The 22317-nt window shown below is 72.5% G+C and carries 17 protein-coding genes, 1 tRNA gene, 1 other RNA gene and 1 pseudogene; 5 read left to right on the top strand and 15 right to left on the bottom strand.

Going from position 1 to position 22317, the window contains the following annotated elements; translation table 11 throughout:
- Nucleotides 1-5 precede the first annotated feature (5 nt).
- From purS to KKR01S_RS07530, 6 genes are all read right to left on the bottom strand, one after another.
- Nucleotides 6-257 (bottom strand): phosphoribosylformylglycinamidine synthase subunit PurS, encoded by a 252-nt coding sequence (gene purS / locus KKR01S_RS07555; RefSeq protein WP_061225684.1) that lies wholly within the window; start codon nucleotides 255-257, stop codon nucleotides 6-8.
- A 164-nt stretch (nucleotides 258-421) separates the two neighbouring features.
- Nucleotides 422-1600, bottom strand: coding sequence for a polysaccharide deacetylase family protein (locus KKR01S_RS07550; RefSeq protein WP_061225683.1), 1179 nt, complete (start codon nucleotides 1598-1600; stop codon nucleotides 422-424).
- 166 nt (nucleotides 1601-1766) lie between these two features.
- Nucleotides 1767-2819: a Fe2+-enterobactin ABC transporter substrate-binding protein gene (fepB, locus tag KKR01S_RS07545; RefSeq protein WP_061225682.1), complete on the bottom strand. Its 1053-nt coding sequence runs from the start codon at nucleotides 2817-2819 to the stop codon at nucleotides 1767-1769.
- Nucleotides 2820-3002: 183 nt separating this feature from the next.
- On the bottom strand, nucleotides 3003-3893 hold the full coding sequence (locus KKR01S_RS07540) for an ABC transporter ATP-binding protein (RefSeq protein ID WP_081101636.1): 891 nt from the start codon (nucleotides 3891-3893) through the stop codon (nucleotides 3003-3005).
- On the bottom strand, nucleotides 3890-5053 hold the full coding sequence (locus KKR01S_RS07535) for a FecCD family ABC transporter permease (protein WP_099049754.1): 1164 nt from the start codon (nucleotides 5051-5053) through the stop codon (nucleotides 3890-3892). Before KKR01S_RS07535 ends, KKR01S_RS07540 begins: the two co-directional genes overlap by 4 nt.
- Nucleotides 5050-6144: a FecCD family ABC transporter permease gene (locus tag KKR01S_RS07530; RefSeq protein ID WP_244884125.1), complete on the bottom strand. Its 1095-nt coding sequence runs from the start codon at nucleotides 6142-6144 to the stop codon at nucleotides 5050-5052. Before KKR01S_RS07530 ends, KKR01S_RS07535 begins: the two co-directional genes overlap by 4 nt.
- Nucleotides 6145-6233: 89 nt before the next feature.
- Here KKR01S_RS07530 and KKR01S_RS11550 point away from each other — a divergent pair.
- A pseudogene (locus KKR01S_RS11550) lies at nucleotides 6234-6890 on the top strand (CPBP family glutamic-type intramembrane protease); the annotation flags it as partial.
- Nucleotides 6891-6966: 76 nt separating this feature from the next.
- Nucleotides 6967-7155 (top strand): hypothetical protein, encoded by a 189-nt coding sequence (locus KKR01S_RS07520; protein WP_061225680.1) that lies wholly within the window; start codon nucleotides 6967-6969, stop codon nucleotides 7153-7155.
- A gap of 29 nt (nucleotides 7156-7184) precedes the next feature.
- Here the strand turns inward: KKR01S_RS07520 and KKR01S_RS07515 are convergent, their stop codons facing one another.
- A complete protein-coding gene (locus tag KKR01S_RS07515; protein WP_061225679.1) occupies nucleotides 7185-8138 on the bottom strand; it encodes a hypothetical protein in 954 nt (317 codons plus the stop codon).
- A gap of 2 nt (nucleotides 8139-8140) precedes the next feature.
- Entirely contained in the window at nucleotides 8141-9436 is a 1296-nt protein-coding gene (locus KKR01S_RS07510; protein WP_058730580.1) for an aspartate kinase, read from the bottom strand.
- Nucleotides 9437-9636: 200 nt separating this feature from the next.
- Here KKR01S_RS07510 and KKR01S_RS07505 point away from each other — a divergent pair, with 200 nt between their 5' ends.
- Nucleotides 9637-10548, top strand: coding sequence for a siderophore-interacting protein (locus KKR01S_RS07505; protein ID WP_061225678.1), 912 nt, complete (start codon nucleotides 9637-9639; stop codon nucleotides 10546-10548).
- A gap of 64 nt (nucleotides 10549-10612) precedes the next feature.
- Here KKR01S_RS07505 and recR read toward each other — a convergent pair whose 3' ends face one another.
- The 3 genes from recR to ffs all read right to left on the bottom strand — a co-directional run bounded on the left by recR (nucleotide 10613) and on the right by ffs (nucleotide 14996).
- Nucleotides 10613-11461 (bottom strand): recombination mediator RecR, encoded by an 849-nt coding sequence (gene recR / locus KKR01S_RS07500; RefSeq protein ID WP_081101635.1) that lies wholly within the window; start codon nucleotides 11459-11461, stop codon nucleotides 10613-10615.
- Nucleotides 11462-11530: 69 nt separating this feature from the next.
- Nucleotides 11531-14827: a DNA polymerase III subunit gamma and tau gene (locus KKR01S_RS07495; protein ID WP_061225677.1), complete on the bottom strand. Its 3297-nt coding sequence runs from the start codon at nucleotides 14825-14827 to the stop codon at nucleotides 11531-11533.
- A 72-nt stretch (nucleotides 14828-14899) separates the two neighbouring features.
- Nucleotides 14900-14996: signal recognition particle sRNA small type (gene ffs / locus KKR01S_RS07490), an RNA gene on the bottom strand.
- Between the two features lie 178 nt (nucleotides 14997-15174).
- On the opposite strand from ffs, the gene KKR01S_RS07485 reads away from it, so the two are divergent.
- A tRNA-Ser gene (locus KKR01S_RS07485) sits at nucleotides 15175-15259 on the top strand.
- A 98-nt stretch (nucleotides 15260-15357) separates the two neighbouring features.
- On the opposite strand, the gene KKR01S_RS07480 is transcribed toward KKR01S_RS07485, so the two are convergent.
- The 3 genes from KKR01S_RS07480 to KKR01S_RS07470 all read right to left on the bottom strand — a co-directional run bounded on the left by KKR01S_RS07480 (nucleotide 15358) and on the right by KKR01S_RS07470 (nucleotide 18187).
- Nucleotides 15358-16857, bottom strand: coding sequence for an MFS transporter (locus tag KKR01S_RS07480; protein WP_061225722.1), 1500 nt, complete (start codon nucleotides 16855-16857; stop codon nucleotides 15358-15360).
- Nucleotides 16858-16930: 73 nt separating this feature from the next.
- Nucleotides 16931-17671, bottom strand: coding sequence for an SDR family oxidoreductase (locus KKR01S_RS07475; protein ID WP_061225676.1), 741 nt, complete (start codon nucleotides 17669-17671; stop codon nucleotides 16931-16933).
- 198 nt (nucleotides 17672-17869) lie between these two features.
- A complete protein-coding gene (locus tag KKR01S_RS07470; RefSeq protein ID WP_058730576.1) occupies nucleotides 17870-18187 on the bottom strand; it encodes a DUF2316 family protein in 318 nt (105 codons plus the stop codon).
- A gap of 291 nt (nucleotides 18188-18478) precedes the next feature.
- On the opposite strand from KKR01S_RS07470, the gene KKR01S_RS07465 reads away from it, so the two are divergent.
- The gene (locus KKR01S_RS07465) at nucleotides 18479-20164 is read left to right on the top strand and encodes a helicase HerA-like domain-containing protein (RefSeq protein WP_061225675.1); all 1686 of its coding nucleotides are present in this window, start codon (nucleotides 18479-18481) and stop codon (nucleotides 20162-20164) included.
- A gap of 225 nt (nucleotides 20165-20389) precedes the next feature.
- On the opposite strand, the gene KKR01S_RS07460 is transcribed toward KKR01S_RS07465, so the two are convergent.
- Nucleotides 20390-22033, bottom strand: coding sequence for a long-chain-fatty-acid--CoA ligase (locus KKR01S_RS07460; RefSeq protein ID WP_058730574.1), 1644 nt, complete (start codon nucleotides 22031-22033; stop codon nucleotides 20390-20392).
- Nucleotides 22034-22317 lie beyond the last annotated feature (284 nt).

Here is a 22317-nt window from a genome sequence, read left to right as displayed (position 1 = left end):
CGCGCTCAGTCCTCCACCACGGTCACGGCCACAACGTCCTCGATCACCGGGTTGGACAGCAGCTCCTCACCGGCCTTGCGGGCCTCGGCCAGGCGGGCCTCGGTGACCTCGCCCTCCACGCTCAGCTCGAAGCGCTTGCCCTGGCGCACGGCAGTGAAGCCGTCCAGGCCGATCTGGGGCAGCTCCCGGGCGATCGCCTTGCCCTGGGGGTCCAGGATCTCGGGCTTGGGCATGACGTCGACGATGATGCGGGGCATCGGGGCTCCTGTACGCGAGGCGGACGGTGTGGGCGCGCGGAAGGGGAGCGGAAGGTGCCGTCTCACGCGCGTCGGCCGGGCGCGGCCGCCGCACGCTCCGCGAGCTTGCGGGATCAGTCTACCCGGGGGTCGCGTGCGGTACACCACCGCGACGGCGCCGGCGCTCAGGAGCCGGCGATGGACGCCGGGCGGGCCGGGTCCAGCACCGCCCGCGGATCGAAGAAGTGCTGCAGCACGTCGTTGTCCCCGTCGATGGCGGCCTTCAGGGAGATCCCGTCCACGTTGATGCGGTTGGCGCGGATCGTGGTCGGCTGGATCTGCCACCAGGCCACCTGGGAGGCGTCCACGTTGAAGAAGGCGTGGAAGCCCTGCTGGGTGAGCATCCGGACCTTGGGGTTGGCGTCCGTGTACGGCTCGACCCCGGCGATGTCCGCGCCGAACGGGTAGATCAGCAGGTCCGTGGGGCCCACCAGCGGCTCCACCTCCGCCTTCCACTTCCGCGTGTCCGCCTCCAGGTTGGCCACGCCCTCCTGGGTGAAGTTCAGGTGCCCCCAGGAGTGGCTGGCGAACTCCCAGCCGCGGTCCTTCATGGCCTGGGCGACCGTCCGGGCCGTCTCCTGGTCCCGGCGGATGTTCCGGTTCTCCTGGCCGTAGGAGATCTCGGAGGTGCGGTAGCCCAGGATCCCGTTGTACCCGGTCAGGGCCACGGTGCCCTTCGCCCCGGCGTGGGAGAACTCCGGGTGCTCGGCCACGAAGCGCTCCAGGATCGGCACGTAGTCGTACTCCCCGGTGGTGGTCTTCCCCGCGGCGTCGGTGTACGTGCAGGTCAGCTCCCCGTCGTGCAGCGTGACGTTCTGCGCGAACCCGTCCCCGTCCATGTACTCGTAGTAGGAGAGGTCGTCGAAGGACAGGATCAGCGGCTTCTTCCCGCGGGTGATCTCCGGGTGCAGCGTCGTGACCCGGCCGTCGGCCTCGGCGCGCAGCAGCTGGTGCGGGGTCACCAGCTGGAAGTCGCGTCGGTGCAGCTCGGCGATGATCTTCCGGAACTCCGGGATGGTGACCATGTAGTCCAGGTACCCGGCCTGCTGGTCATCGCCGTCGAGGGCCCGCTGGGGATCGGCCACCAGGGAGTGGAAGAACAGGTGCGGGACCGTGCTGATGTCCTGCAGGGCGACGCCGGGGGCCTGGCTGGCCGAGGAGGCGGAGGCGGACGGGGACTCGGGGCCCTCCGAGGATCCGGCGCTGGGCCCGGCCTGCCCGCCCGTGCGCCCGCAGGCGGACAAGGCCAGGCCCGCGAGGCCGGCGGCTCCGGAGGCGATGAGTGAGCGGCGCGAGAGGCTCATGGGGTGGTTCTCCTCCGTGGTTCGAGGCGATGGCGGCCGAACGCGGGCACCTGGCCCGCGCCGGCCTTCGGGGATATGGGCTCGGGCCCCTCTCCCACCGGGAGAGGGGCCCGAGGCGGTGCGCAGGTCCGCACCCGGCGGGGGCTCGCGGATCCCGCGGCGTCGGCTACTTGCCGAACTCCTTCTCGATGACGTCCAGGACGTTGCCCGCGGAGTAGTAGTCCAGGCGGAAGGAGTCCAGACCCATCGCGTAGACGCGGCTGTCCTTCACGGCGTCCGTGTCGGCGACGAGCTGGTCCTTCTCGAAGGCCTGGACCTTCTTCTCGTCGGCGTTGAAGATCACCGCGGTCTTGCCGGTGATGGCCTTGGAGAGGTTCTCGCTGTCCACCGGCACGATGTCCTCGCGCTGGCCGCCCATCTGGGAGCTGCCGGACTTGGCGTCATCGGGCACGGTGGTCAGCTCGAAGCCGAGTTCCTTGAGCATCCGGCCCTGGGCGGACTTGTCGGTCCAGATGTTGGCCTTTGAGCCGGAGTCGTCGCGGCTGGGGTTGTAGTTCAGGGCCGTGGTGGGCTGCTCGGGCAGCTCGATGGCGTCCTTGACCTCGGCGAGCTTGTCCTCGTACTTCTTCACGACGTCCTCGGCCTGCTGCTCGTGGCCGGTCACCTCACCGAGCTTCTCGGTCACGTCCTGCCAGTCCTTGTCCGCGTAGTCCACCACGAACACCGGGGCGCCGATCTCCTTGAGCTGGTCCAGCTGCTCCATCGCGGAGTCCTGGCCGGTCTTGGACACGATGATCAGGTCCGGGTTCTCCGCCGCGACCTCCTCCGGCTTGGTGGTGATGCCGCTCAGCGCCTTGACGCCGTGCTGCTCGGCGACGTCGCCCCACTGGGTGAAGAAGCCCTTGTCATCCGAGACGGGGGTGTTGGCCTGGGTGATGCCGGTGGCCTTGACCGGGGCGTCCGCGGCCAGCAGGGAGCCGGTCAGGGTCACGGAGGTGGAGACGATGCTCTTCGGCTGGGAGTCGATGGTCACCTCATCGCCGTTGTCGTCCTTGATGGTGCGCGGCCAGTCCCCGGAGGAGGCCGAGGCGCTGGCGGAATCCGAGGAGTCCTCGGAGCTGCCGTCGCCGGAGCCGCAGGCGCTGAGCGCGAAGACGCCGCACAGGGCGAAGATCAGGGCCGCCAGCAGGCGGCGCAACGGGGTCTTGGTCGGGGTCACGGTGCGGTCTCCTCGGGTCGGGGACGGGTGGGTGTGCTCCAGGCCGGAGGGGCGACGGCGGGGCCGTCGGCGTCGTCCGGCTCCCCATCAGCTTAGGAGAGCCTCACCCGGATGTGAAGCGCGTCCCGCCGACGCCGGGCCGGGGCCCGATGTCGGGGCCCGGTGCCGGAGCTTCGCACCGGCTCAGGCCGGGACCACCAGCGGGCCGCCGGTCACCGGGTCCGCCACCACCAGCGCCTTCAGCCCGAAGACCTCCTCCAGCAGCTCCGGGGTGATGATCTCCTCCGGGGAGCCTTGGGCGGCCACCGCACCGCCGGCCAGGGCCACCAGGTGATCCGAGTGGCGGATCGCCAGGTTGAGGTCGTGCAGTACCATGACCACCGTCTTGCCGCGCTCCTGCCTCAGCCGGCGCACCAGGGAGAGCACCTCGATGCTGTAGGCCAGATCCAGGTAGGTGGTCGGCTCATCCAGCAGCAGGGTGGGGGTGTCCTGGGCCAGGGCCATCGCGATCCACACCCGCTGGCGCTGCCCGCCGGACAGCGCCGCGATGGGCCGGTGCGCCAGGCCCAGCAGGCCGGTGGCCTCCAGCGCGTCGCGCACGACGTCGTCGTCCCGGGCGGACCACTGCGCCAGCCAGGACTGGTACGGGTGCCGACCGCGGGCGACCAGCCCCGCCACGGTGAGCCCCTCCGGGGCGGTGGGGGACTGGGGCAGCAGGGTCAGGCGCCGGGCCCGGCGCACCCCCTTCAGCTCCCGGACGCTGCGCCCCTCCAGCAGGACCTCGCCGCTGAAGGGCAGCAGGTCGCACAGGGACTTCAGCAGGGTGGACTTCCCGCAGCCGTTGGGGCCGATCAGGGTGGTCACCCGGTCCGCCGGGATCTGCAGGTCCAGGTCCCGCAGCACCGGGTCCTGCCCGTAGCCCACGGTCAGCCCGCGCGCGGTGATCCGGGCGGCGGGCGCCTCGGACGGGGAGGCGGGGGCTCCCGCCGGGGTCTCCGCCGTCGGGTCCGGGGCGATGCTCGGCGTCTGCGGCGGGATCGCGCGGCGGGAGGTGCGGTCGCGGAACGGGGTCATGCGGAGGCCTTTCGGTTCATCTTCAGCACCAGCCAGATCAGCACGGGGGCGCCGCACACGGCGGTCACGATGCCCAGGGGCAGCTCCCACGGCAGCACCGTGCGGGCCACGAGGTCCGCCGCGCTGACCAGCAGCATCCCGGTCAGGGCCGAGCACCACAGCGGCGGGGTGGCCGCCCCGGTGATCCGCTGGGCGATCTGCGGGGCCACGAAGGCGACGAAGGGGATCGGCCCGGCCGCGGAGACCGCCACCGCGGCCAGCACGACGGCGACCAGCAGCTGGCTCGCCTGCGCGACCCGGAGGCGGTGGCCCAGCCCGTGGGCGATCTCCGGGCCGAGGGAGAGCCCCGCCAGCTGGAAGGCCAGCCGCCCGGCCAGGGCCAGGGCGGCCAGGGAGCAGATCAGCGGGGCCCACGCCTGGTCCCAGCCGCGTCCGTTCAGCGAACCGGTCAGCCACAGCCGGGCCTCGGCGGTCTGATCCAGGGTGGTCCCGGCCATCAGCCAGGTGGAGATCGCGTTGAGGAACATGGACGCGCCCACCCCGATCAGCACCAGCCGCAGCATCGAGCCGCGGTCCTTCCCGGCCACCCACCACACCAGGGCGGCGGTCAGCACGGAGCCGATGATCGCGACCACGGGCACCCCGAGCACATCCCGGCCGAAGACCGCGGCGTCGCCGAACAGCCCGTGCGTGCCGGAGACGGTGATGACGAAGACCGCGGCCACCGAGGCGCCGTTGGTGATGCCCAGGACGTCCGGGCTGGCCAGGGGGTTGCGGGCCACGGACTGGGTCAGCGCCCCGGAGAAGGCCAGGGCCGCGCCCACCGCCAGGCCCACCACGGCCCGGCCCAGGCGCCACCGGAACACGATGGTCTCCTCCAGCCGGGTCCCGCCCCCGGCGAGGGTGCGCAGCACGTCCGGCACGCTCATGGGGAAGTCCCCGCGCCCCAGGTTCGCGGCGAACACGAGCACGGTCACCAGGATCAGGACCACGGCGACGACGATGCGCCGCGGGCGCAGCACCGCGGAGAGCGGCCCGAGGCGTACGGCCCGGAGGCCCAGGTCGGCGCGGGCGGTCCCGGCGTCGGCGGTGCTGGTCTCGCGGGAGCCGGCGGTTCGGGGCTGGGTGGTGCGAGTCTGGGGGATGCGGGACGCGCTCACAGGGCCTGCACCTTCCCCCGGCGGATCAGGATGACGAAGAACGGCACGCCGACCAGGGCCATGACGATGCCCATCTGCAGCTCCCCGGGGCGGGCGATGATCCGCCCCAGCACGTCCACCGCCAGGGCCAGGGCCGCGCCGAGCAGCGCCGCGTAGGGCACCACCAGGCGGTAGTCCGGCCCGACGACGGCGCGCACGATGTGCGGGGCGGCCAGCCCCACGAAGGCCACGGGCCCGGCGGCCGCGGTGGCCGCCCCGCCCAGCAGCGCCACGCTGAGCAGGCCGAGGACCCGCCAGCGGGTGGTGGCCAGCCCCAGCGAGCGGGCCACGGTCTCCCCGAGGGCCAGCAGATTCAGGGCCGAGCCCTGCGCGCAGGCCAGGACGAGACCCACCAGGATGATCGGCAGCACCACCCACGCCACGTCCAGATCCCGCCCGGCCACCGAGCCGGTGGCCCACTGGCGCAGACCCTCCAGGGCGTCGTCGTCGGAGAGCACCAGGGCGTTGACCACGGCCATGAGGATCGCGGACAGGGCGGCCCCGGCCAGCACGATGCTCAGCGGGTTGGCGGCCGTGGACCCCGTGGAGGACAGGGCGAACACCGCGGCGGTGACCAGCGCGCAGCCGATCAGCGCGGGCCACACGTACCCGGTGGGCGAGTCGGTCCAGCCGAACACGAGGGAGAGCACGACGGCCGCGGCAGCCCCGGCGTTGATCCCGAGGATCCCGGGGTCCGTCAGCGGGTTGCGCGTGTGCCCCTGGATGACCGTGCCGGCCGCACCCAGGGCCGCGCCGACTAGCAGGGCCAGCACGGTGCGCGGCAGCCGCAGCAGCCCCATGACGACGACGAGCTCGTCGCCGCTGCGAGAGGCGGGCAGGCGCTTCGGGTCCCCCGCGTAGGTCAGGGCGTCCGGGATGCGCTCCCAAGCCTGGGCGATCGTATTGGCTCGGCCGCCGACCATGAGGCTGGCCACCGCGCAGATGAGGATGACCGCGAGCAGCGCCAGCGGGAACCACAGGTGCAGGCTGCGCAGCCGCCCCGGGGCGCTCGCGGGGGCGGCGTCGTCGACGATGGGCGGTGAGGAGGTCACCCGTTCAGGATAGCCATGCCTCACCCCACCCCTCCTCCTCACCGCACAACGGGAGATCCCTCTCCTTCCGGGGCGTGTGCGGTCCCGAGATGGGAAGGATCTCCAGTTTTGCGGAAGGGGGCGGGAGTCCCAGGTTCTCCCCAGGATTGCACATGATAATCATTCGCGCTTTTGTCCGATCCCTGAGAGGAAGACCCGTGACCGATCTCCCCTTCGCGACCGCGCGATGCCGCCCCCTGCCCGCCGTGCTGCTGCTGGTCGCCGGCTTCGGAGTGAGCCTATGGCTGGCGGGCCTGGCCGCCGCGGCCCTGCCGCTGGGCACCTGGGCGGGCCCCATCGGCACCCTGATCCCCCTGACCACCGCCGTGGTCCTGCTCCGGGCCCTCGGGCTCCTCCCGCAGGCCCTGCGCCCAGGGCGGATGGGGCGCGGGCTGCTGCTCGGCTGGTACATGCCGGCCGCCGGCGCGCTCGTCCTGGTCCTGAGCGCCCTGTCCTGGACCGCCCAGGGTGGGGGATTCTCCGCCCCGCCGCTGGCGGCCCTCGGCACAGTTCTCGGGCAGCCGGGCACCGCCGCCGTCGAGGAGCTGTTCTTCCGCGCCGGGGTCCTCGCGGTGCTGGCCGGGGCGCTGCTGGCCACCGGCAGGATGGGTCCGCGCGGCGTCGTCGCCCTGCCCGCGGTGATCTTCGGGTTGGCCCACCTGCTCAACCTCATCCACAACCCCGGCGCCCTGGTGCCCGTGCTCGGGCAGGTGGTCTGCGCGGCTCTGCTGGGCCTGCTGCTCGGCGCGGTATGGCTGCGAACCCGCACGCAGCACCGGCGCGGTGATCCTGCTGCACTTCCTGTTCAACTGCGGCGCTGCCGTGGGCGCGATGTTCGATCCCGAGTGGTCTCGCCACGTCCTGGAGGCCGGCGAAGCCGACACCTCCGTGACGGTGGCGATCTCCACCGTGCTGTTCGCCGCCCCCGCCGGGCTGATCGGCTGGCTGCTGCTCTCCCGACACCGTCGCTGAACCCACCCCCGCAAAACGGGAGATCCCTCTCATTTCGGGACGTGTGCGGTCCCGATATGGGAAGGATCTCCCGTTGTGCGGAGGAGAGAGGTGAGGCGCTCCCGCAGGTGCTGGGAGCGCTCCGCGAAGGCCCGCTGCAGCCGCGCGTACTCCCGCTTGCCCTCCGCGGTCTCGATGCGGATCGGCGCGTATCCCCAATCCGCCAGGTCGTAGGGGGCCGCGCGCATGTCCATCTCCCGGATCTCCCGCGACAGCTCGAAGGCCTCCAGCAGCAGATCCGAATCCACCAGGGGCAGCAGCTTGTACGCCCACTTGTACACGTCCATGTTCGCGTGCAGGCACCCGAGCTGCTCCATCTCCCGCTGCGTCCGACGGGAGGGCTGGATCGTGTTCAGCGGGACGGCCTGCGGCTGGAAGAAGCGGAAGGCGTCGAAGTGAGTGCACGTGATCCGATGCCCCTCCACCACCTCATCCGTGCCCGCCGCGCCCAGCCGCAGGTCCAGGTACTCGTGCCGATGCCCGTTGACCTCGGAGCGGTAGGCCATCGCCCACTCGTGCAGCCCGAAGCACCCGAAGGATCCCGGCTTCGCCAGCGTGCGGGAGAGCAGATCCCGGACGAACTCCACCGTGCGCTGCCGCTGGGACAGGAATCCCTCGACGTCCACGGTCACCGCGGTGCCGGCCGCGGCGATGTCCCGGGCGGCATCGGTCTCCAGCCCGGCGGCGCGCAGCTCGTCCTCGACGGCGGGCCGGTAGTGCTTCCAGTCTCGACGCTCGGCGGCGTCCAGCAGGATCACCCCGGCCCCGGGATGCCAGCGGCGCAGCTGCCCGGGGGACAGGGTGTAGTAGGTGAACAGGAAGTCCTCCACCGGGTGCTTCTCGCCCCGGCTGCGACGATCCACGAAGGGCTGCCCGTGCCGATCCGCACGCTGTCCGTGCTCCGCGGCCAGCGCGCGCCACCGGGCGGCGTCGAGCAGGCGCATCCTCAGCGGCCGGTGCCGCCGTAGACGGTGGCCTCGCCCTCCCGGTCCAGGTCGAAGGCGCTGTGCACCGCGCGCACGGCGTCGTCGAGCAGATCCAGGCGGGTGATCACGGAGATGCGGATCTCCGAGGTGGAGATCATGTCGATGTTCACCCCGGCGTTGGACAGGGCCTTGAAGAATTGGAAGGAGACCCCCGGGTTGGACTTCATGCCCGCACCCACCAGGGAGAGCTTGCCGATCCGGTCGTCGTACTGCACGTCCTCGAAGCCCACCTCCTCCTGGACGCGACGCAGCACCTGCAGGGCCGTGTCCCCCTGATCCTGCGGCAGGGTCACGGAGATGTCCGTGCGCTTGGCGGACTTGGTGGACACGTTCTGCACGATCATGTCCAGGTTGACCTCGGCGTCGTTGAGGCTGCCGAAGATCTTCGCGGCGTAGCCGGGCACGTCAGGGACGCCGACGATCGTGACCTTCGCCTGCGAGCGGTCGTGGGCCACACCGGAGATGAGGGGCTGTTCCAAGGGGATCTCCTTCGTCAGATCACGGGAGTCGGCGTCGGTGGGGCTCGGGATCACCCAGGTCCCCTCCAGGGTACTGAAGGACGAGCGGACGTGGAGCTTCAGCCCGAAGCGCCGGGCGTACTCCACGCTGCGCAGGTGAAGGATCTTCGCCCCGTTGGCGGCCAGCTCCAGCATCTCCTCGCTGGAGACCTCGTCCAGCTTGTGCGCGGTGGGCACGATCCGCGGATCCGCGGTGAACACCCCGTCCACGTCCGAGTAGATCTCGCACACGTCCGCGTCCAGGGCCGCGGCCAGGGCCACCGCCGTCGTGTCCGAACCGCCCCGGCCCAGGGTCGTGATGTCCCGGGTCTGCCGGTTCATGCCCTGGAAGCCGGCGACGATCGCGACGTTGCCGGCCTGCACGGATTCCCGGATCCGATCCGGGTTGACCTCCACCAGGCGGGCCGCGCCGTGGATGCCGTCGGTGATCATCCCGGCCTGGGAGCCGGTGAAGGACTGCGCGGGGATGCCCAGCTCCCGCACGGCCATCGCCAGCACCGCCATGGAGATCCGCTCCCCGGCGGTCAGCAGCATGTCCAGCTCGCGGCTGGGCCCCCGGAAGGAGGAGACCTCGTGGGCCAGATCCAGCAGATCGTCCGTGGTGTCGCCCATCGCGGAGACCACCACGACGACGTCGTTCCCGGCGGCCCTCGTGTCCCCGATGCGCCGGGCGACGCGCTTGACGCCCTCGGCATCGGCCACGGAGGACCCGCCGAACTTCTGCACGATCAGACTCATGGGTGCTCCCGTCCTCGCTCTCGTCCTGCTGGCCCGGCGCCCCCAGGGCGGGGCAGGGCGGGTGGTGGGGCGCGTGGCCGCCCGTCCCAGGGTATCCTCCCGCACAGGAGGACGCCGCTTCGCGTCCGGTGTCCCACGATGCGGAACGCGGCGGATGGCATGACTGCGGCGCAGGAAGCGGAAAGAGGACGGCATCGCGCATGGGCGGACGGGATCACCCGAAGCAGGGCACGCAGGAGACGGGGCGGCAGGAGCAGGCCCCGCGCTATCGCGTGGGCCGGGCGCGCGTCGTCGAGCGGCTCAGCCCCACGATGACGCGGGTGGTGGTGGAGGGCCTGCCCGGATTCCCCACCCGGCACGCGGTGGGGGAGACCGTGCGCGTGGTGCTGCCTGATCCGCAGACCGGCCGGGTGCCCGAGCCCGACCTCACCGGCGGCAAGCCGCGCTGGGCCAAGCCCGCCCCGCTGACCCGCAAGTACACGGTGCGCCGGGTGGATCCCGAACTCGGGACGGTGGAGATCGCCGTGGTGGCCCACGGGCGCGGCCCCGGCAGCCGGTGGGCGCAGGCGCTCGCCCCGGGGGATCCGGTGCACCTGCTGGGGCCCAAGAGCGGCCGCGAGGCCCCGGAGCCGGGGTGCTTCCTGCTCATGGTGGGGGATGAGACGGGCCTGCCCGGCATCGCTCGCTGGCTGGAGCAGCTGCCCGCCGACGCCGTCGGGCGGGTGATCCTCGAGGTGCCCGGCCCGGACTCCGTCCAGGACCTCTCAGCCCCCGCCGGGGTGCGCCTGACGTGGCTGGTGCCGGGCGAGGACGGTCCGGACGGCCAGTCTGCGGACGGCCGACCTGGGGACGGGGACGGGGCGGCGAGCCGAGGAGCGAGCCCGGAGGCCGACGCGCGGGCGAACACAGGGGAGCCGGGCCGGGCGGAGGTGCTGGCCGGTCGCACGGCCCTGGAGGTCGTGGAGCGGATGCCCGTTCCCGAGGGCCCCGCGTTCGCGTGGCTTGCCGGGGAGAGCGCCGCCCTGCGCCCGGTGCGTCGGCTCCTGCTGGAGCAGTGGGGGCTGGACAAGCGCTCGATGCACGCGAAGGGCTACTGGACCAGGAAGCGGTGAGCGCCCGACGCCGCGGGCCGGGGCGCCGGGCATCCCGTGCGCCCCGCTGCCCGCTCGAGGCTTCTCAGTCCGCCCAGGGATTGGCGAAGCGCTCGCCGCGCCGGGGCGTCGGGTAGCGGCGCGCGGGCACCTCGGGGGAGGCCTCCGAGCCCGCACCGCCCCGTTCGGGTTCGCCCTCACCGGGCTCCTCGGAGCTCCCAGAGCTTTCTGAGCCGTCGTCGTCGGTGTTGTGGTCCGAGGCTTCGGGGTTCGCGGCGAAGTCCTCGGCGTCCTCCTCGTCGGCCAGCCGCGCCTCCTCCGCGGCCCGGCGCATCCCGGCGGTGAGGATGCGACGGCCCTCCAGGGCCCGGCCCAATGTGATCTCATCCGCGTACTCCAGGTCCCCGCCCACGGGCAGCCCGGAGGCCAAGCGGGAGACCGTGACGCCGATGGGGTTGAGCAGACGGGAGAGGTAGGTCGCGGTGGCCTCGCCCTCCAGGTTGGGGTCCATCGCCAGGATGATCTCCTGGACGTTCTCGTCGGCCAGGCGGGTGACGAGCTGGCGGATGCGCAGCTGCTCCGGGCCGATGCCCTGCATCGGATTGATGGAGCCGCCGAGCACGTGGTACCGGCCGTCGAAGCTGCCGGTGCGCTCGATCGCGGAGACGTCCTTCGGCTCCTCGACCACGCAGATCAGGGAGGTGTCCCGGCGGGCGTCGCGGCAGATCGAGCACTTGGGGGTCTCGGAGATGTTGCCGCAGATCTCGCAGAAGGAGACCTTCCGCTTCACGGTGGTGATGGCCGCGGAGAGCTTCTCCATCTCCTCGGCCGGGGAGTTGAGGATGTGGAAGGCGATGCGCTGGGCGGACTTCGGGCCCACCCCCGGCAGACGGCCGAGCTCATCGATCAGATCCTGGACTGCGCCTTGGTACACGGCTCCTCATTCTCGCGGGGGCACCGGATGCAGCGCTCCGGTGCGGTGGTTGGTGGGTGGCGGTCGGGATCAGCGCGCCTGGTGGGGCCGCTCCTCGATCACCCGGCCGCCGAGCAGGGTCTCGACCGCCGCCTGACCGTACATCGTCGAGTCCTCCAAGTCCTCATCCTCCGGGGTCGGGGCGAAGTCCTCCCAGTCCTCGGGCGGCTCCGGGGCCTGCGAGTCGACGCCGGGGCCCCCGTGGGAGCGAGCCCCGGCGGCGATGGCCGCGGCGTGGCGCTCCCGGAAGGACCGGTGCGGCTGATCCCGGGCGGGCCCGGCGGGTTCGGTGGGCGGAGTCGACGGCGCGTGCCCCTCCGGGCCGGCGGGACCAGTGTCCGGGGGCGCCTGCCCGTCGGCCGGGCTGCTGGAGGGGGCGCTGGAGGCGGCGTCGTCGGGGACGGCGCGCAGGTGGCGGGAGGCGGACCCGCCGCCGGGTGCTCCCGCGCCGCCGGGGATCTCGACCAGGCGCGGGGTGCGCTCGCCCCACTGGGACGGGTGCCGTGCGGAACCGTCGTCGGGCCCGGCGTATCCCCAGCCGCTGCGGCGCCCGTCCACCGGTTCGCCCGGGGCGCCGGCGCGTCGGGCGGCCACAGACCAGTCGTGTGCCGGCCCGGCCTCTTCCGTCTCAGATCCGCTCGACGAAGCCCCGGGGGACGACGCGCCGGGGTCGGCCGGGTGGGCGTCGGAAGTCGGAGCAGCGTGGTTCGTCGGGGCGTGGTCGGGCGCGGCTTCCTGGGCGGGGCCGGCCGTCGCATCCGGCGCGGGGTGCTGTCCGGGGTCGCCGGAATCCGCGGGGGCCTCACCGGGCTCCTGCGGGGAGGGGACCACGCTCAGGCTGCCGGTGGGCGGGGTGCGCGGATCGGGCGAGCCCTGGGAGGGCACCGGGGCGGGACGCGCGGGACGCTGCCCCTCCGCGACCTCCGGAGCCGAACGCTGCGAAGCGGTGTCCTGAGTAGCCTCGGCCTGCTCGGGACCGTCACCGGGGATCGCGGCGACCTCCCAGCTGCCGAAGTCCTCGCCCTCGGCATCCTCGGACCAGGCAGGGGCCCCGCCCTCGGCCGGTTCCCCGTGACGACGCCAGGCCTCCTCCTCGGCCCGCGGGCCCTGGGGCAGATCCGGGGTGACGCGCGGGCGCCCCGACTCATCGGGTGCCCGACCCGCGGAGGGCGCGGCGGGGCGCTCCCGGAGGGCCTGCTGGGCAGCCCGCTCCCACTGGCCCTCATCCGGCCACTCGGGCTCCTCCGCGCGCGCGGAGGCGGAGGGGGCGTGGCCGGAGCGCTCCGGTCCGCGGCCGGGGGCACCCGCGAAGGAGGCCCCGCCGTGTCCGCGCTGTCCGTCCTGTTCGCTCTGTCCGCGAGCGGGCGACGACGCGGGGCCGCCCGGTCCCCTGCCGGGCCCTCCGGACCCGCCAGATCCACCGGGCCCGCCAGGCCCGGACGGCCCCTGCGGGCCGCGCCCGCCGCCGTCGGAGGGCCCGGGGCCGCCGTCCACGGCCACCTGGCAGGAGATCCCCAGGACCTCCTGCAGCGCCTCGGACAGGGCACCGGCGTAGCGCTGCACCCGGGACTGGATCCCCGGCCCGCGGGAGGAGACGTACAGGACGCCGTCCTCGAAGCGGGAGGGCTGGCATTCCCGGAAGGTCGCCTGGCCCACCTTGGAGCGGCTGCCGACGGCGGCCACCACATCGGCCCAGGAGCGCTGGATCATGGTGACCTGGCCGGCGTCGGCCGGGGCCGTGGGCTGCGGCTGGTATTGTCCGGCGTCCTCCGCCATGTGCGACGCCGAGGTCTCCCGTTCGGGGGCCTCCGGGTGCTGGTCGGCCGCAGGCGATGGGGCGCCGGAGGGTTCGGCGGCGTCGTTCCCGGCGGCGTCGTTCCCCGTCCTGCCGGCCTCGACCCGGCGGGAATCGACGGCATCGGCTCCGGCGTCCTCGTCCCCGGTCTGCTGCCCCGGCGGGACGGGACGGTTCCGCCGGACCATCGCCAGCGCGGCCTCGCGACCGTCCGGGGCCGCCGCCATACCCTCAGCCGCTGAGCCGTCGGAGCGCTCGGGCCCCTCCTCGGTGCCCGCCGCCTGGGCGGCCGCGTGCTCGGCGGGGGTCTCCGGGGTGGTCAGGGCGGCCGGATCCTGGCGCAGCGGGGCCGCCACCGCGCCGACCGTGCCCAGGTTGATCCGCCGCTCCAGCCGATCCACCCGGGCCCCGACCCCGCGGGTGGAATCATCCGCGGTCGGCAGCAGGATCCGGGCGCACAGCAGCTCCAGGTGCAGCTGAGGGGTGGTGGCCCCGGTCATCTCGGTCAGGGCGGCGTTGGTGATGTCCGCGGCCCGGGACAGCTCCGCGGCCCCCAGCTGCTGGGCCTGCCCGCGCATCCGATCCACCTGGTCCTCGGAGAGCCCGTGCAGGATCGAGGCCGCGGCGTCGGGAGCGGCCCGGACGATGATGAGGTCCCGGAACCGCTCCAGCAGATCCTCCACGAACCGGCGCGGATCCTGCCCGGTGCTGATCACCCGGTCCACGGCCTGGAAGACGGCCGGAGCGTCCCCCGCGGCGAAGGCGTCCACCACCCCGTCCAGCAGCTCGGCGTGGGTGAAGCCCAGCAGGGCGACGGCGAGGTCGTAGGTGATGCCCTCCGACCCGGAGCCGCCCATCAGCTGATCCAGCACGGACAGCGAATCCCGCACGGACCCTCCTCCGGCGCGCACCACCAGCGGCAGCACCCCCTGCTCGACGGCGATGCCCTCCTGCTCGCACAGGTGCGCCAGATAGGTGCGCAGGGTCTCCGGGGGGACCAGGCGGAAGGGGTAGTGGTGGGTGCGGGAGCGGATGGTGCCGAGGACCTTGGCCGGCTCGGTGGTCGCGAAGACGAATTTGATGTGCTCCGGCGGCTCCTCCACGATCTTCAGCAGCGCGTTGAACCCCTCGCGGGTGACCATGTGCGCCTCGTCGATGATGAAGATCTTGTAGCGGTCCCGCACGGGGGCGAAGGTCGCGCGTTCGCGCAGGTCACGGGCGTGGTCCACGCCGCCGTGGGAGGCGGCGTCCATCTCGATGACGTCCAGCGATCCCGCGCCGTCCCGGGCGAGGTCCCGGCAGGACTCGCAGTGCCCGCACGGGGTGGGGGTGGGGCCCTCGGCGCAGTTGAGGCAGCGGGCCAGGATGCGCGCGGAGGTGGTCTTGCCGCAGCCGCGCGGCCCGGAGAAGAGGTAGGCGTGGTTGACGCGGTTGTTCCGCAGCGCCGTCATCAGGGGCTCGGTGACGTGCTCTTGCCCGATGACGTCGGCGAACGTCTCCGGGCGGTAACGGCGGTACAGTGCGGTGCTCACGCGAACAACACTAACGGCTGGGACTGACAGATCGAACGGCGTCCGCGGGTCTGTGGAGGGGGACGGCGGAGACGAGAAGACCCCTCGCGCACCCGTCAGAGCGCAGATACCCTTGCTGCCTTCCGGCCCTGGGGGAGTTTTCCACGATGACGCCACGCGAGGGGCTGGTGCCAGCTTAGCGGAGGCCCCGCGCGGGTGTCACACCGCGGACCCGCCCTGGGTCGGTGTTCTGCGCCACCCGGGGCCGCGGCGGGTTGTCAGCCTCCGGAGCGGTTGTGTAGGCTCGTATCCGTTCGCTTTCGTGAGCATGCCGTGCGGTCCCGACCGGATGGATGCAAGCGACGCCTGGAGGATTCGCCTAGCGGCCTATGGCGCACGCCTGGAACGCGTGTTGGGTTCACGCCCTCGGGGGTTCAAATCCCCCATCCTCCGCCGAGCAGACCGGCCCCCGAGCCAGTAGCAACACTGAACCGGGGGCCGGTCTTTTCGCGTTCGGGGCGGCGTCGCTCCGGGTCTGGGTCCGCCGCGACTCACCCCTCCGTCAGGGCGCGCCCGCGCTGCTCCGGGAGGGTGAAGGCCGCGGCGGCGGCCACCGCGAAGGCCGCGGCGAAGACCCCGAACAGCAGCACGTGCCCGCCGAGGGCCACCAGCGGCGGCACGATCAGCGGCGCGATGATCGAGGCGATCCGACCGAATCCGGCCGCGGCCCCCGTTCCGGCCCCGCGCACCGTCGTCGGGTACAGCTCCGGGCCGATCGCGTACAGCGCGCCCCAGGCTCCCAGGTTGAAGAAGGACAGCAGGCAGCCGCACACGATGATCGCCGTCTCCGAGGTGGACAGCCCGTAGCCGATCGCCGCCGCCGCGGAGCCCGCCAGGAACACGGCCAGCGTGATCCGGCGTCCCCACCGCTCGATCAGCCACGCCGCCGTGGCGTAGCCGGGCAGCTGGGCCAGCGTGATGATCAGGGTGAAGGTGAAGGACTTGACCAGGGTGAAGCCCTGCGCGTGCAGCAGGGACGGGATCCAGATGAACGCCCCGTAGTACGACAGATTGATGCAGAACCACACGGTCCACAGGGCCGCGGTGCGTCCCCGCAGCTGCGCGGACCAGATTCCGAGGCCGCCGCTCGGCTCGGGGGCGGAGTCCGACGTCGTGCGGGCGGCCGCCGACCCCGAGGGCGACGCCGCGCCGTCGGCCGCACCCGCGCTGGCCCCCGCCGCATCCGCGGCACCGGCGGTCCCGGCTCGGGTCCCGGCGTCGGCCGCACTCGCCGCACCCGCGGCGGCCCGACCCGTGGTCTCGGCCGCACCCGCGCCGTCGGCCGCACCCGCGGCACCGGTCTTCCCGGAGTGCTCCGCGGCCTCCTCGAAGGAGCGGACCACCCGCTCGGCCTCCTCGTGCCGCCCCCGGGATTCCAGGAAGCGCACGGATTCCGGCAGCCCCAGGCGCACGATCAGCGCGTAGACCGCGGGCAGGCACCCCAGGGCCAGGGCCCAGCGCCAGCCCTCCGGGGAGGCGCCCACCACGAACGCGCCGATGCAGGCCGCGGCCAGCCAGCCCACCGCCCAGAAGGCCTCCAACAGCACGACCATCCGGCCGCGGATCCGCCGCGGGGCGAACTCGGAGACCAGGGTGGAGGCCACCGGCAGCTCCGCACCCAGACCCAGCCCGACCAGGAAGCGCAGCGCCATGAGCATCGCCAGACCGGTGGACAGCGCGGAGGCGCCGGTGGCCAGCCCGTAGACGAGCAGGGTGGTCGCGAAGATCTGGCGGCGCCCGAAGCGGTCGGCGAGCAGCCCGCCCAGGGTGGCGCCCAGGGCCATCCCGATGAAGCCGATGGAACCCAGCCAGGAAGCCTCGGTGGGGGTCAGGCCCCACTGGGCGGTCAGCGCGGCCATGATGAAGGAGATCAGGCCGACGTCCATCGCGTCCAGGGCCCAGCCGATGCCGGAGCCGGTGAGCAGGCGGGCGTGCTTGCGGGTCAGGGGCAGCTCGTCGAGCCGCTCGGTGCGGGTGTGCGTGGTGGTCATGGCCCAGGACACTACCCGCGAGACGGCCGGAAAGCGAGGTTATTGTCAATATGACTCTAAGCGTCTCCGGCGATCATCCTTCCAGCCACTGCGCGAGCCCCGGCCCCAGGATGCGGGCGTCGGACGGCGCGTGCAGGGTGCCGTCGCCCAGCCCCGGAAGGACCGGATCCTCGGCGTGCACGGGCCGCCGGTCTCCGCGGGCCCGCAGCGTGCGCTCCGTGAGCTCGGGCAGGCGCATCCGATCCGGGCCGGCCAGAGTGACCATGCCGGCGCCATGCTGGCCCTGGGCCGCCTCCACCAGGAAGCTGGCGACGGAGGCGGCGGCCAGCGGCTGGATCGCCCAGTCCTGCGCTCGCACCCGGTCCTGCTCCTCGGTGACCGCCGCGGGATTCATGCCGAACTCGAACCACTGGGCGCTGCGCACGATCAGGTGCTCCACCGAGGATCGGCCCACCAGCTCCTCCTGGGCGGCGCGGGCGGCGTAGAAGGGGAACTGCTGCAGCCCCTCGTCCTGCACGCCGTTGATGGAGAGCATGACCAGACGCCGGACGCCGGCGGCCTGGGCGGCCTCGAGCAGGTGGCCTGCGGCGCGCAGGATCGGGCCGGTGGGGTTCTCATGGTCGGGCGGGGCGACCTGGGAGACGTCGATGACGGCCGTGACTCCCTCCAGGGCCGCGGCCAGCCCCTCTCCGGTGAGCAGGTCGATGCCGTGGGCGCGGTCCAGGGAGACCGTGTCCAGCCCGGCCTGGGCGGCGTCGTGCAGGACGAGGGTTCCGATGGCGCCGGACGCGCCGGCGACGGCGATGCGAGTCATGGGGGCTCCGTTCTTGCGGGAGTGGGCGCGGGTGGTTAAGAAGAACGGCCCCGGTCCGTATCGGACCGGGGCCGTTCCCCATCAATCACTCGCACCTTTGAGGTAGTTCCTACCGTACGGATCGATGCTGAGGTTTCCCTGAGTTCCCTCTGCGTGTTGACCAGGTGTTTCGCAGGGGGTGTGGGCCTGCGGCGCGGCCTACTCGGGGCTGGCCTGCGGCGTCGGCGGGACCTCGTGCAGGCCGAACCAGCGCTGCGCGTCGGTGCGGGCCTGCTCGGTGAGCACGGTGAAGGGCCGCGGCTCGCGGGACTGGCCTTCGAGGGTCTGCAGGATGAAGTCGCGCACCAGCCAGACGTCGGCCGGGTCGGCCTCGGGGGAGACGTCCAGGATCCGCTCCAGCTGGCTGGGGGTGAGGTCGAGGGTGTCCAGGACCTCGGTCTCGGACAGGTCGGACAGGAGCAGGTTGGCGCGCAGCTCCTCGCTGGTGGTCCTGCGCTCTTCGGCGTTCAGGGACAAGGGATGCCTCCGGCGGTGGATGGGTCGATGCCCTCAAGATACCAAGCCCGCGCGCGGGCGCAGAGGGCGGGGACTCGCGGCGTCACCCCTTCCCGGGCGGTGGAACGTCGGTCAGGGAAGGTCGTCTGGGCAAAGAACGGCCCCGGTCCGCATCGGACCGGGGCCGTTCCCCATCAATCACTCGCACCTTTGAGGTGCTCTCCACTGTAGGGACGCATCCTGGGATGCACCTGTGGCGATGCTGCGCATCCACCGGACGTTCCGGGGCCGACGCCGGGTACTGTGGGCCCCATGACACACGAGGAACAGCTGGCCCAGATCAGCAGCGGCTACCGATTCGACGGCCCCACCCTGCGCCTCGGCGCGGCGATGAGCGAGGGCCAGCCGCACCCGGAGGCCGTCGTCGGCCTGCCTCTGTCCATGATGAACCGGCACGGTCTGATCGCCTGGGCCACCGGCACCGGCAAGACCAAGACCCTGCAGCTGATGGCCGAGCAGCTCTCCGACGCCGGAGTCCCGGTGTTCCTCGCGGACGTCAAGGGGGACCTCTCCGGTCTGGCCGCCCCCGGCCAGCCCAACGAGAAGCTCTCCGCGCGCACGGCCGCCCTGGGTCAGGAGTGGACGGCGTCGTCCTTCCCCACCGAGTTCTGCTCCCTCGGCGGGGACGGGAAGGGCGTGCCCATCCGCGCGACCATCCAGTCCTTCGGGCCCCTCCTGCTCTCCCGGGTCATGGACCTGAACGCCACCCAGGAGTCCAGCCTGCAGCTGATCTTCCACTGGGCGGACCAGCAGGGCCTGGAGCTGTACAACCTCGAGGACCTGCGCGCCGTCATCCAGCACCTGACCAGCGCCGAGGGCAAGGAGGCCCTGGCGCAGCTGGGCGGGCTGTCCAAGGCCACCGCCGGGGTGATCCTGCGCGAGATCGTGGGGCTGGAAGCCGAGGGCATGGACCAGTTCTTCGGGGAGCCGGAGTTCGACGCCGCCGAGTTCCTGCGCACCGCCGAGGACGGGCGCGGGGTCATCTCCGTGCTGGAGCTGTCCACGCTGCAGTCCAAGCCGCAGCTGTTCTCCACCTTCCTCATGTGGCTGCTCGCGGACCTCTTCCAGGACCTGCCCGAGGTCGGGGACGCGGACAAGCCCAAGCTGGTGTTCTTCCTCGACGAGGCGCACCTGCTGTTCACCGGTGCCTCCAAGGCCTTCAAGGAGTCCATCACCCAGACCGTGCGGCTGATCCGCTCCAAGGGCGTGGGCATCTTCTTCATCACCCAGACCCCCAAGGACCTGCCGTCCGAGGTACTGGGGCAGCTGGCCAACCGGGTGCAGCACGCGCTGCGCGCCTTCACCCCGGAGGATCAGAAGGCCCTGACCGCGACCGTGAAGACCTTCCCGAAGTCCGGGTACGACCTGGAGCAGGTGCTCACCTCCGCCGGGATCGGAGAGGCCGTGGTGACCGTGATGACCGAGACCGGGGCGCCCTCCCCGGTGGCGTGGACCCGGATGTTCGCGCCGCGCTCGCTGATGGGCCCGGCCCCGGAGGCCGTCGACGCCGTCGTGGCCGCGTCCCCGCTGATGCCGAAGTACGCGACCGTCGTGGACTCCTACTCCGCCTTCGAGAAGCTCAGCGGGCAGGCGGGGCCCGGCGGTGCTGCTGGGGCCTGGTCCGCGGGTGCTGGGGCCGGGGGTGCCGGTGCTTCCGGGGCTGGTGCCTCCGGCGCGACGGGCGCGGACGGTTCCGGGGCGGCGTCGTCGGCCCAGGAGCGCAAGGAGGCCGAGCGCGCGGCGCGGGAGCAGGCCAAGGAGGAGGAGCGGCGTCGCAAGGAGGAGGAGCGCGAGCGGCAGAAACGCAACGACGCGATGATGCGCGTGGGCACCAACGTGGCCTCCCAGATCGGCCGGGAGCTGGTGCGCGGCATCTTCGGCACCAGCCGCTCCCGCTCCCGCAAGGGCCGCGGCGGCTTCGGCGGCCTGTCCGGCTGAGTCCGGGGGTCTGATCGCTGGCCCCCGACCCCGTGGTCACGCTGGGTGCAGGAAGTCGCGCACGGTTCGCGTCATCCTGCACCCAGAGTGACCTGTGCGGGTGGTGCTGCCGGGTTCCGGCGTCGTCGTGGGCCGTTGTGTGCAGCGTGGACCGGATGATCCGGCTCGCGGTGCACGATCCGGTCCCGGTCCGCTCCGGGGGGCGGCCGACGACGGCGCGGGGCGTCAGGACGCGGCGTACTGCTCCCGCATGAGCTTCTTGTTGAGCTTGCCCACCGACGTCTTGGGCAGCTCCTCCACCAGGATCACCCGATCCGGCAGCTGCCAGTCCGCGAAGCGCCCGCGCAGGGTCTGCAGCACGGCGTCCTCGGTGAGCTCGGCCCCCGGCTTGGCGACGACGTAGGCCACCGGGCGCTCCTGCCAGCGCGGGTGCGGCACCCCGATCACCGCGGCCTCCGCGACTCGGGCGTTGTCCAGGATCGCGTTCTCCAGGTCGATCGAGGAGATCCACTCCCCGCCGGATTTGATGACGTCCTTGAGACGATCCGTGAGCTTCAGGTACCCGTCCGGACGCATCACCCCGACGTCGCCGGAGCGCCACCACCCGTCGCGGAAGCTCTCCCCGGCATCGGGCCGGTCGTGGTAGTCCACCGTGACCCAGGGGCCGCGGACCAGCAGCTCGCCGCTGGTGGCGCCGTCGGCCGGCAGCTCGTTGCCGTCCAGATCCGCGATCTTGATCTCCAGGCCGAGCGCGGGCAGGCCCTGGCAGCGCTTGATGTCCCAGCGCTGCTCCTCGTCCAGATCCTCCAGGCCCGGCTTGAGCCGGTAGTTGTAGGTGACGACCGGGGAGGTCTCCGAGGCGCCGTAGGCGTGCACGACGTCCGCGCCGGTCAGCTCCTTGTACCCCTTCATCATCGCCAGCGGCGGCTCCGTGGCTCCGCAGACCAGTCGCACCCGGGACAGGTCCGGCGCCTGCTCCAGGCCGCGGATGTGCTCCAGCACGGGCCCGAAGATCGCCGCCGCGCCGTTGGCCACCGTCACCTGCTCCTCGACCATCGCGTCCGCGAGGAAATCCAGCTCGTCCAGGCCGTAGCGCCCCGGGAGCACGACCTTCGCTCCCGCCGCGGACGAGGCCTGCGGGAAGCCCCAGGACATCACATGGAACATGGGCGTCACCGGCATGACGCAGTCCTCCGGGCCGATCTGCAGGGCCGAGATCAGGGCGAGGCTGTGCAGGTACATGGCGCGGTGGGAGTAGAAGATGCCCTTGGGGCGACCCGTGGTGCCGGTGGTGTATCCGGCGTAGGCCGCGGAGTGCTCGTCGATCAGCTCCCACGGGTACTGGTCGGCGGAATCGTCCAGGTCTGCCATGAGGTCCTCGAGGAAGACGGCGCGGGGGAGGGTGGTGCTCACCTGGGAGCCGGGGCGGTCGCTGAGGACGATCCACCCGCGCACGTTCTCGGCGTCGGCGTGCTGCTCCGCGAGGGGCAGCAGGGATTCATCCACGCAGATCCAGGAGGCCCCGGAGTGGTCGATGACGTAGCGCAGGTCCTGGGCGGCCAAGCGCAGGTTCAGCTGCAGCATCACCGCGGCCAGACCGGGCACGGCGAAGTACAGCTCGAAGTGGCGGCGGGAGTTCCAGTCCATGACGCCGACGACGTCGCCGGGCCCGATCCCCAGACCGCTCAGCGCGTGCGCCATGCGGGCCAGGCGCCGCCATTCCTCGCGGTAGGTGGAGCGGTGCCAGGCGCCGTCGTTGCCGCGGTGCACCACCTCCCGGTCCGGGAAGTTCCGGGCCGCATGCCGGATCAGGGTGGTGATGTTCAGCGGGTAGTCCTCGCCGGTGGTGGCCTGCATGCCCTTGAGCATCGTCGCTCCTTCTTCTCCTGGGACCAGGTGCCGACGCCGCGGGGAGCGGCACGGTGGACTCGAGGCTACCGCATCCGGAGTGATACAAGCCATACCTGCCCGCTGAGGCGAGATATCAGGGGTCTGGTGGTCAAGGGAAGCGGAGCGGAGTTCGCGTCAGGGCTTGGGGGTGTTGGTCTCAGCAGCCCCAGGCGCGGGGGTTCGCGGAGCAGCCGTCCTTCACCCACCCGGATTTGGTGCGCCACACGCTCACCGTCTGCGGTTGCGACGGGAGGGTCGCGGTG

This window comes from Rothia kristinae NBRC 15354 (genome assembly GCF_001570865.1).
In the GTDB taxonomy this organism is placed as follows: domain Bacteria; phylum Actinomycetota; class Actinomycetes; order Actinomycetales; family Micrococcaceae; genus Rothia; species Rothia kristinae.
Note: the sequence above shows the minus strand (reverse complement) of the source record. Positions and strands in the feature narration are given on the sequence as shown.

Coding starts and splice junctions, on each gene's coding strand:
- purS (WP_061225684.1), bottom strand. CDS start 257: ATGCCCCGCATCATCGTCGACGTCATGCCCAAGCCCGAGATCCTGGAC.
- KKR01S_RS07550 (WP_061225683.1), bottom strand. CDS start 1,600: ATGAGCCTCTCGCGCCGCTCACTCATCGCCTCCGGAGCCGCCGGCCTC.
- KKR01S_RS07540 (WP_081101636.1), bottom strand. CDS start 3,893: ATGACCCCGTTCCGCGACCGCACCTCCCGCCGCGCGATCCCGCCGCAG.
- KKR01S_RS07515 (WP_061225679.1), bottom strand. CDS start 8,138: ATGCGCCTGCTCGACGCCGCCCGGTGGCGCGCGCTGGCCGCGGAGCAC.
- KKR01S_RS07510 (WP_058730580.1), bottom strand. CDS start 9,436: ATGAGTCTGATCGTGCAGAAGTTCGGCGGGTCCTCCGTGGCCGATGCC.
- KKR01S_RS07505 (WP_061225678.1), top strand. CDS start 9,637: ATGGGCGGACGGGATCACCCGAAGCAGGGCACGCAGGAGACGGGGCGG.
- KKR01S_RS07480 (WP_061225722.1), bottom strand. CDS start 16,857: ATGACCACCACGCACACCCGCACCGAGCGGCTCGACGAGCTGCCCCTG.
- KKR01S_RS07475 (WP_061225676.1), bottom strand. CDS start 17,671: ATGACTCGCATCGCCGTCGCCGGCGCGTCCGGCGCCATCGGAACCCTC.
- KKR01S_RS07465 (WP_061225675.1), top strand. CDS start 18,479: ATGACACACGAGGAACAGCTGGCCCAGATCAGCAGCGGCTACCGATTC.
- KKR01S_RS07460 (WP_058730574.1), bottom strand. CDS start 22,033: ATGCTCAAGGGCATGCAGGCCACCACCGGCGAGGACTACCCGCTGAAC.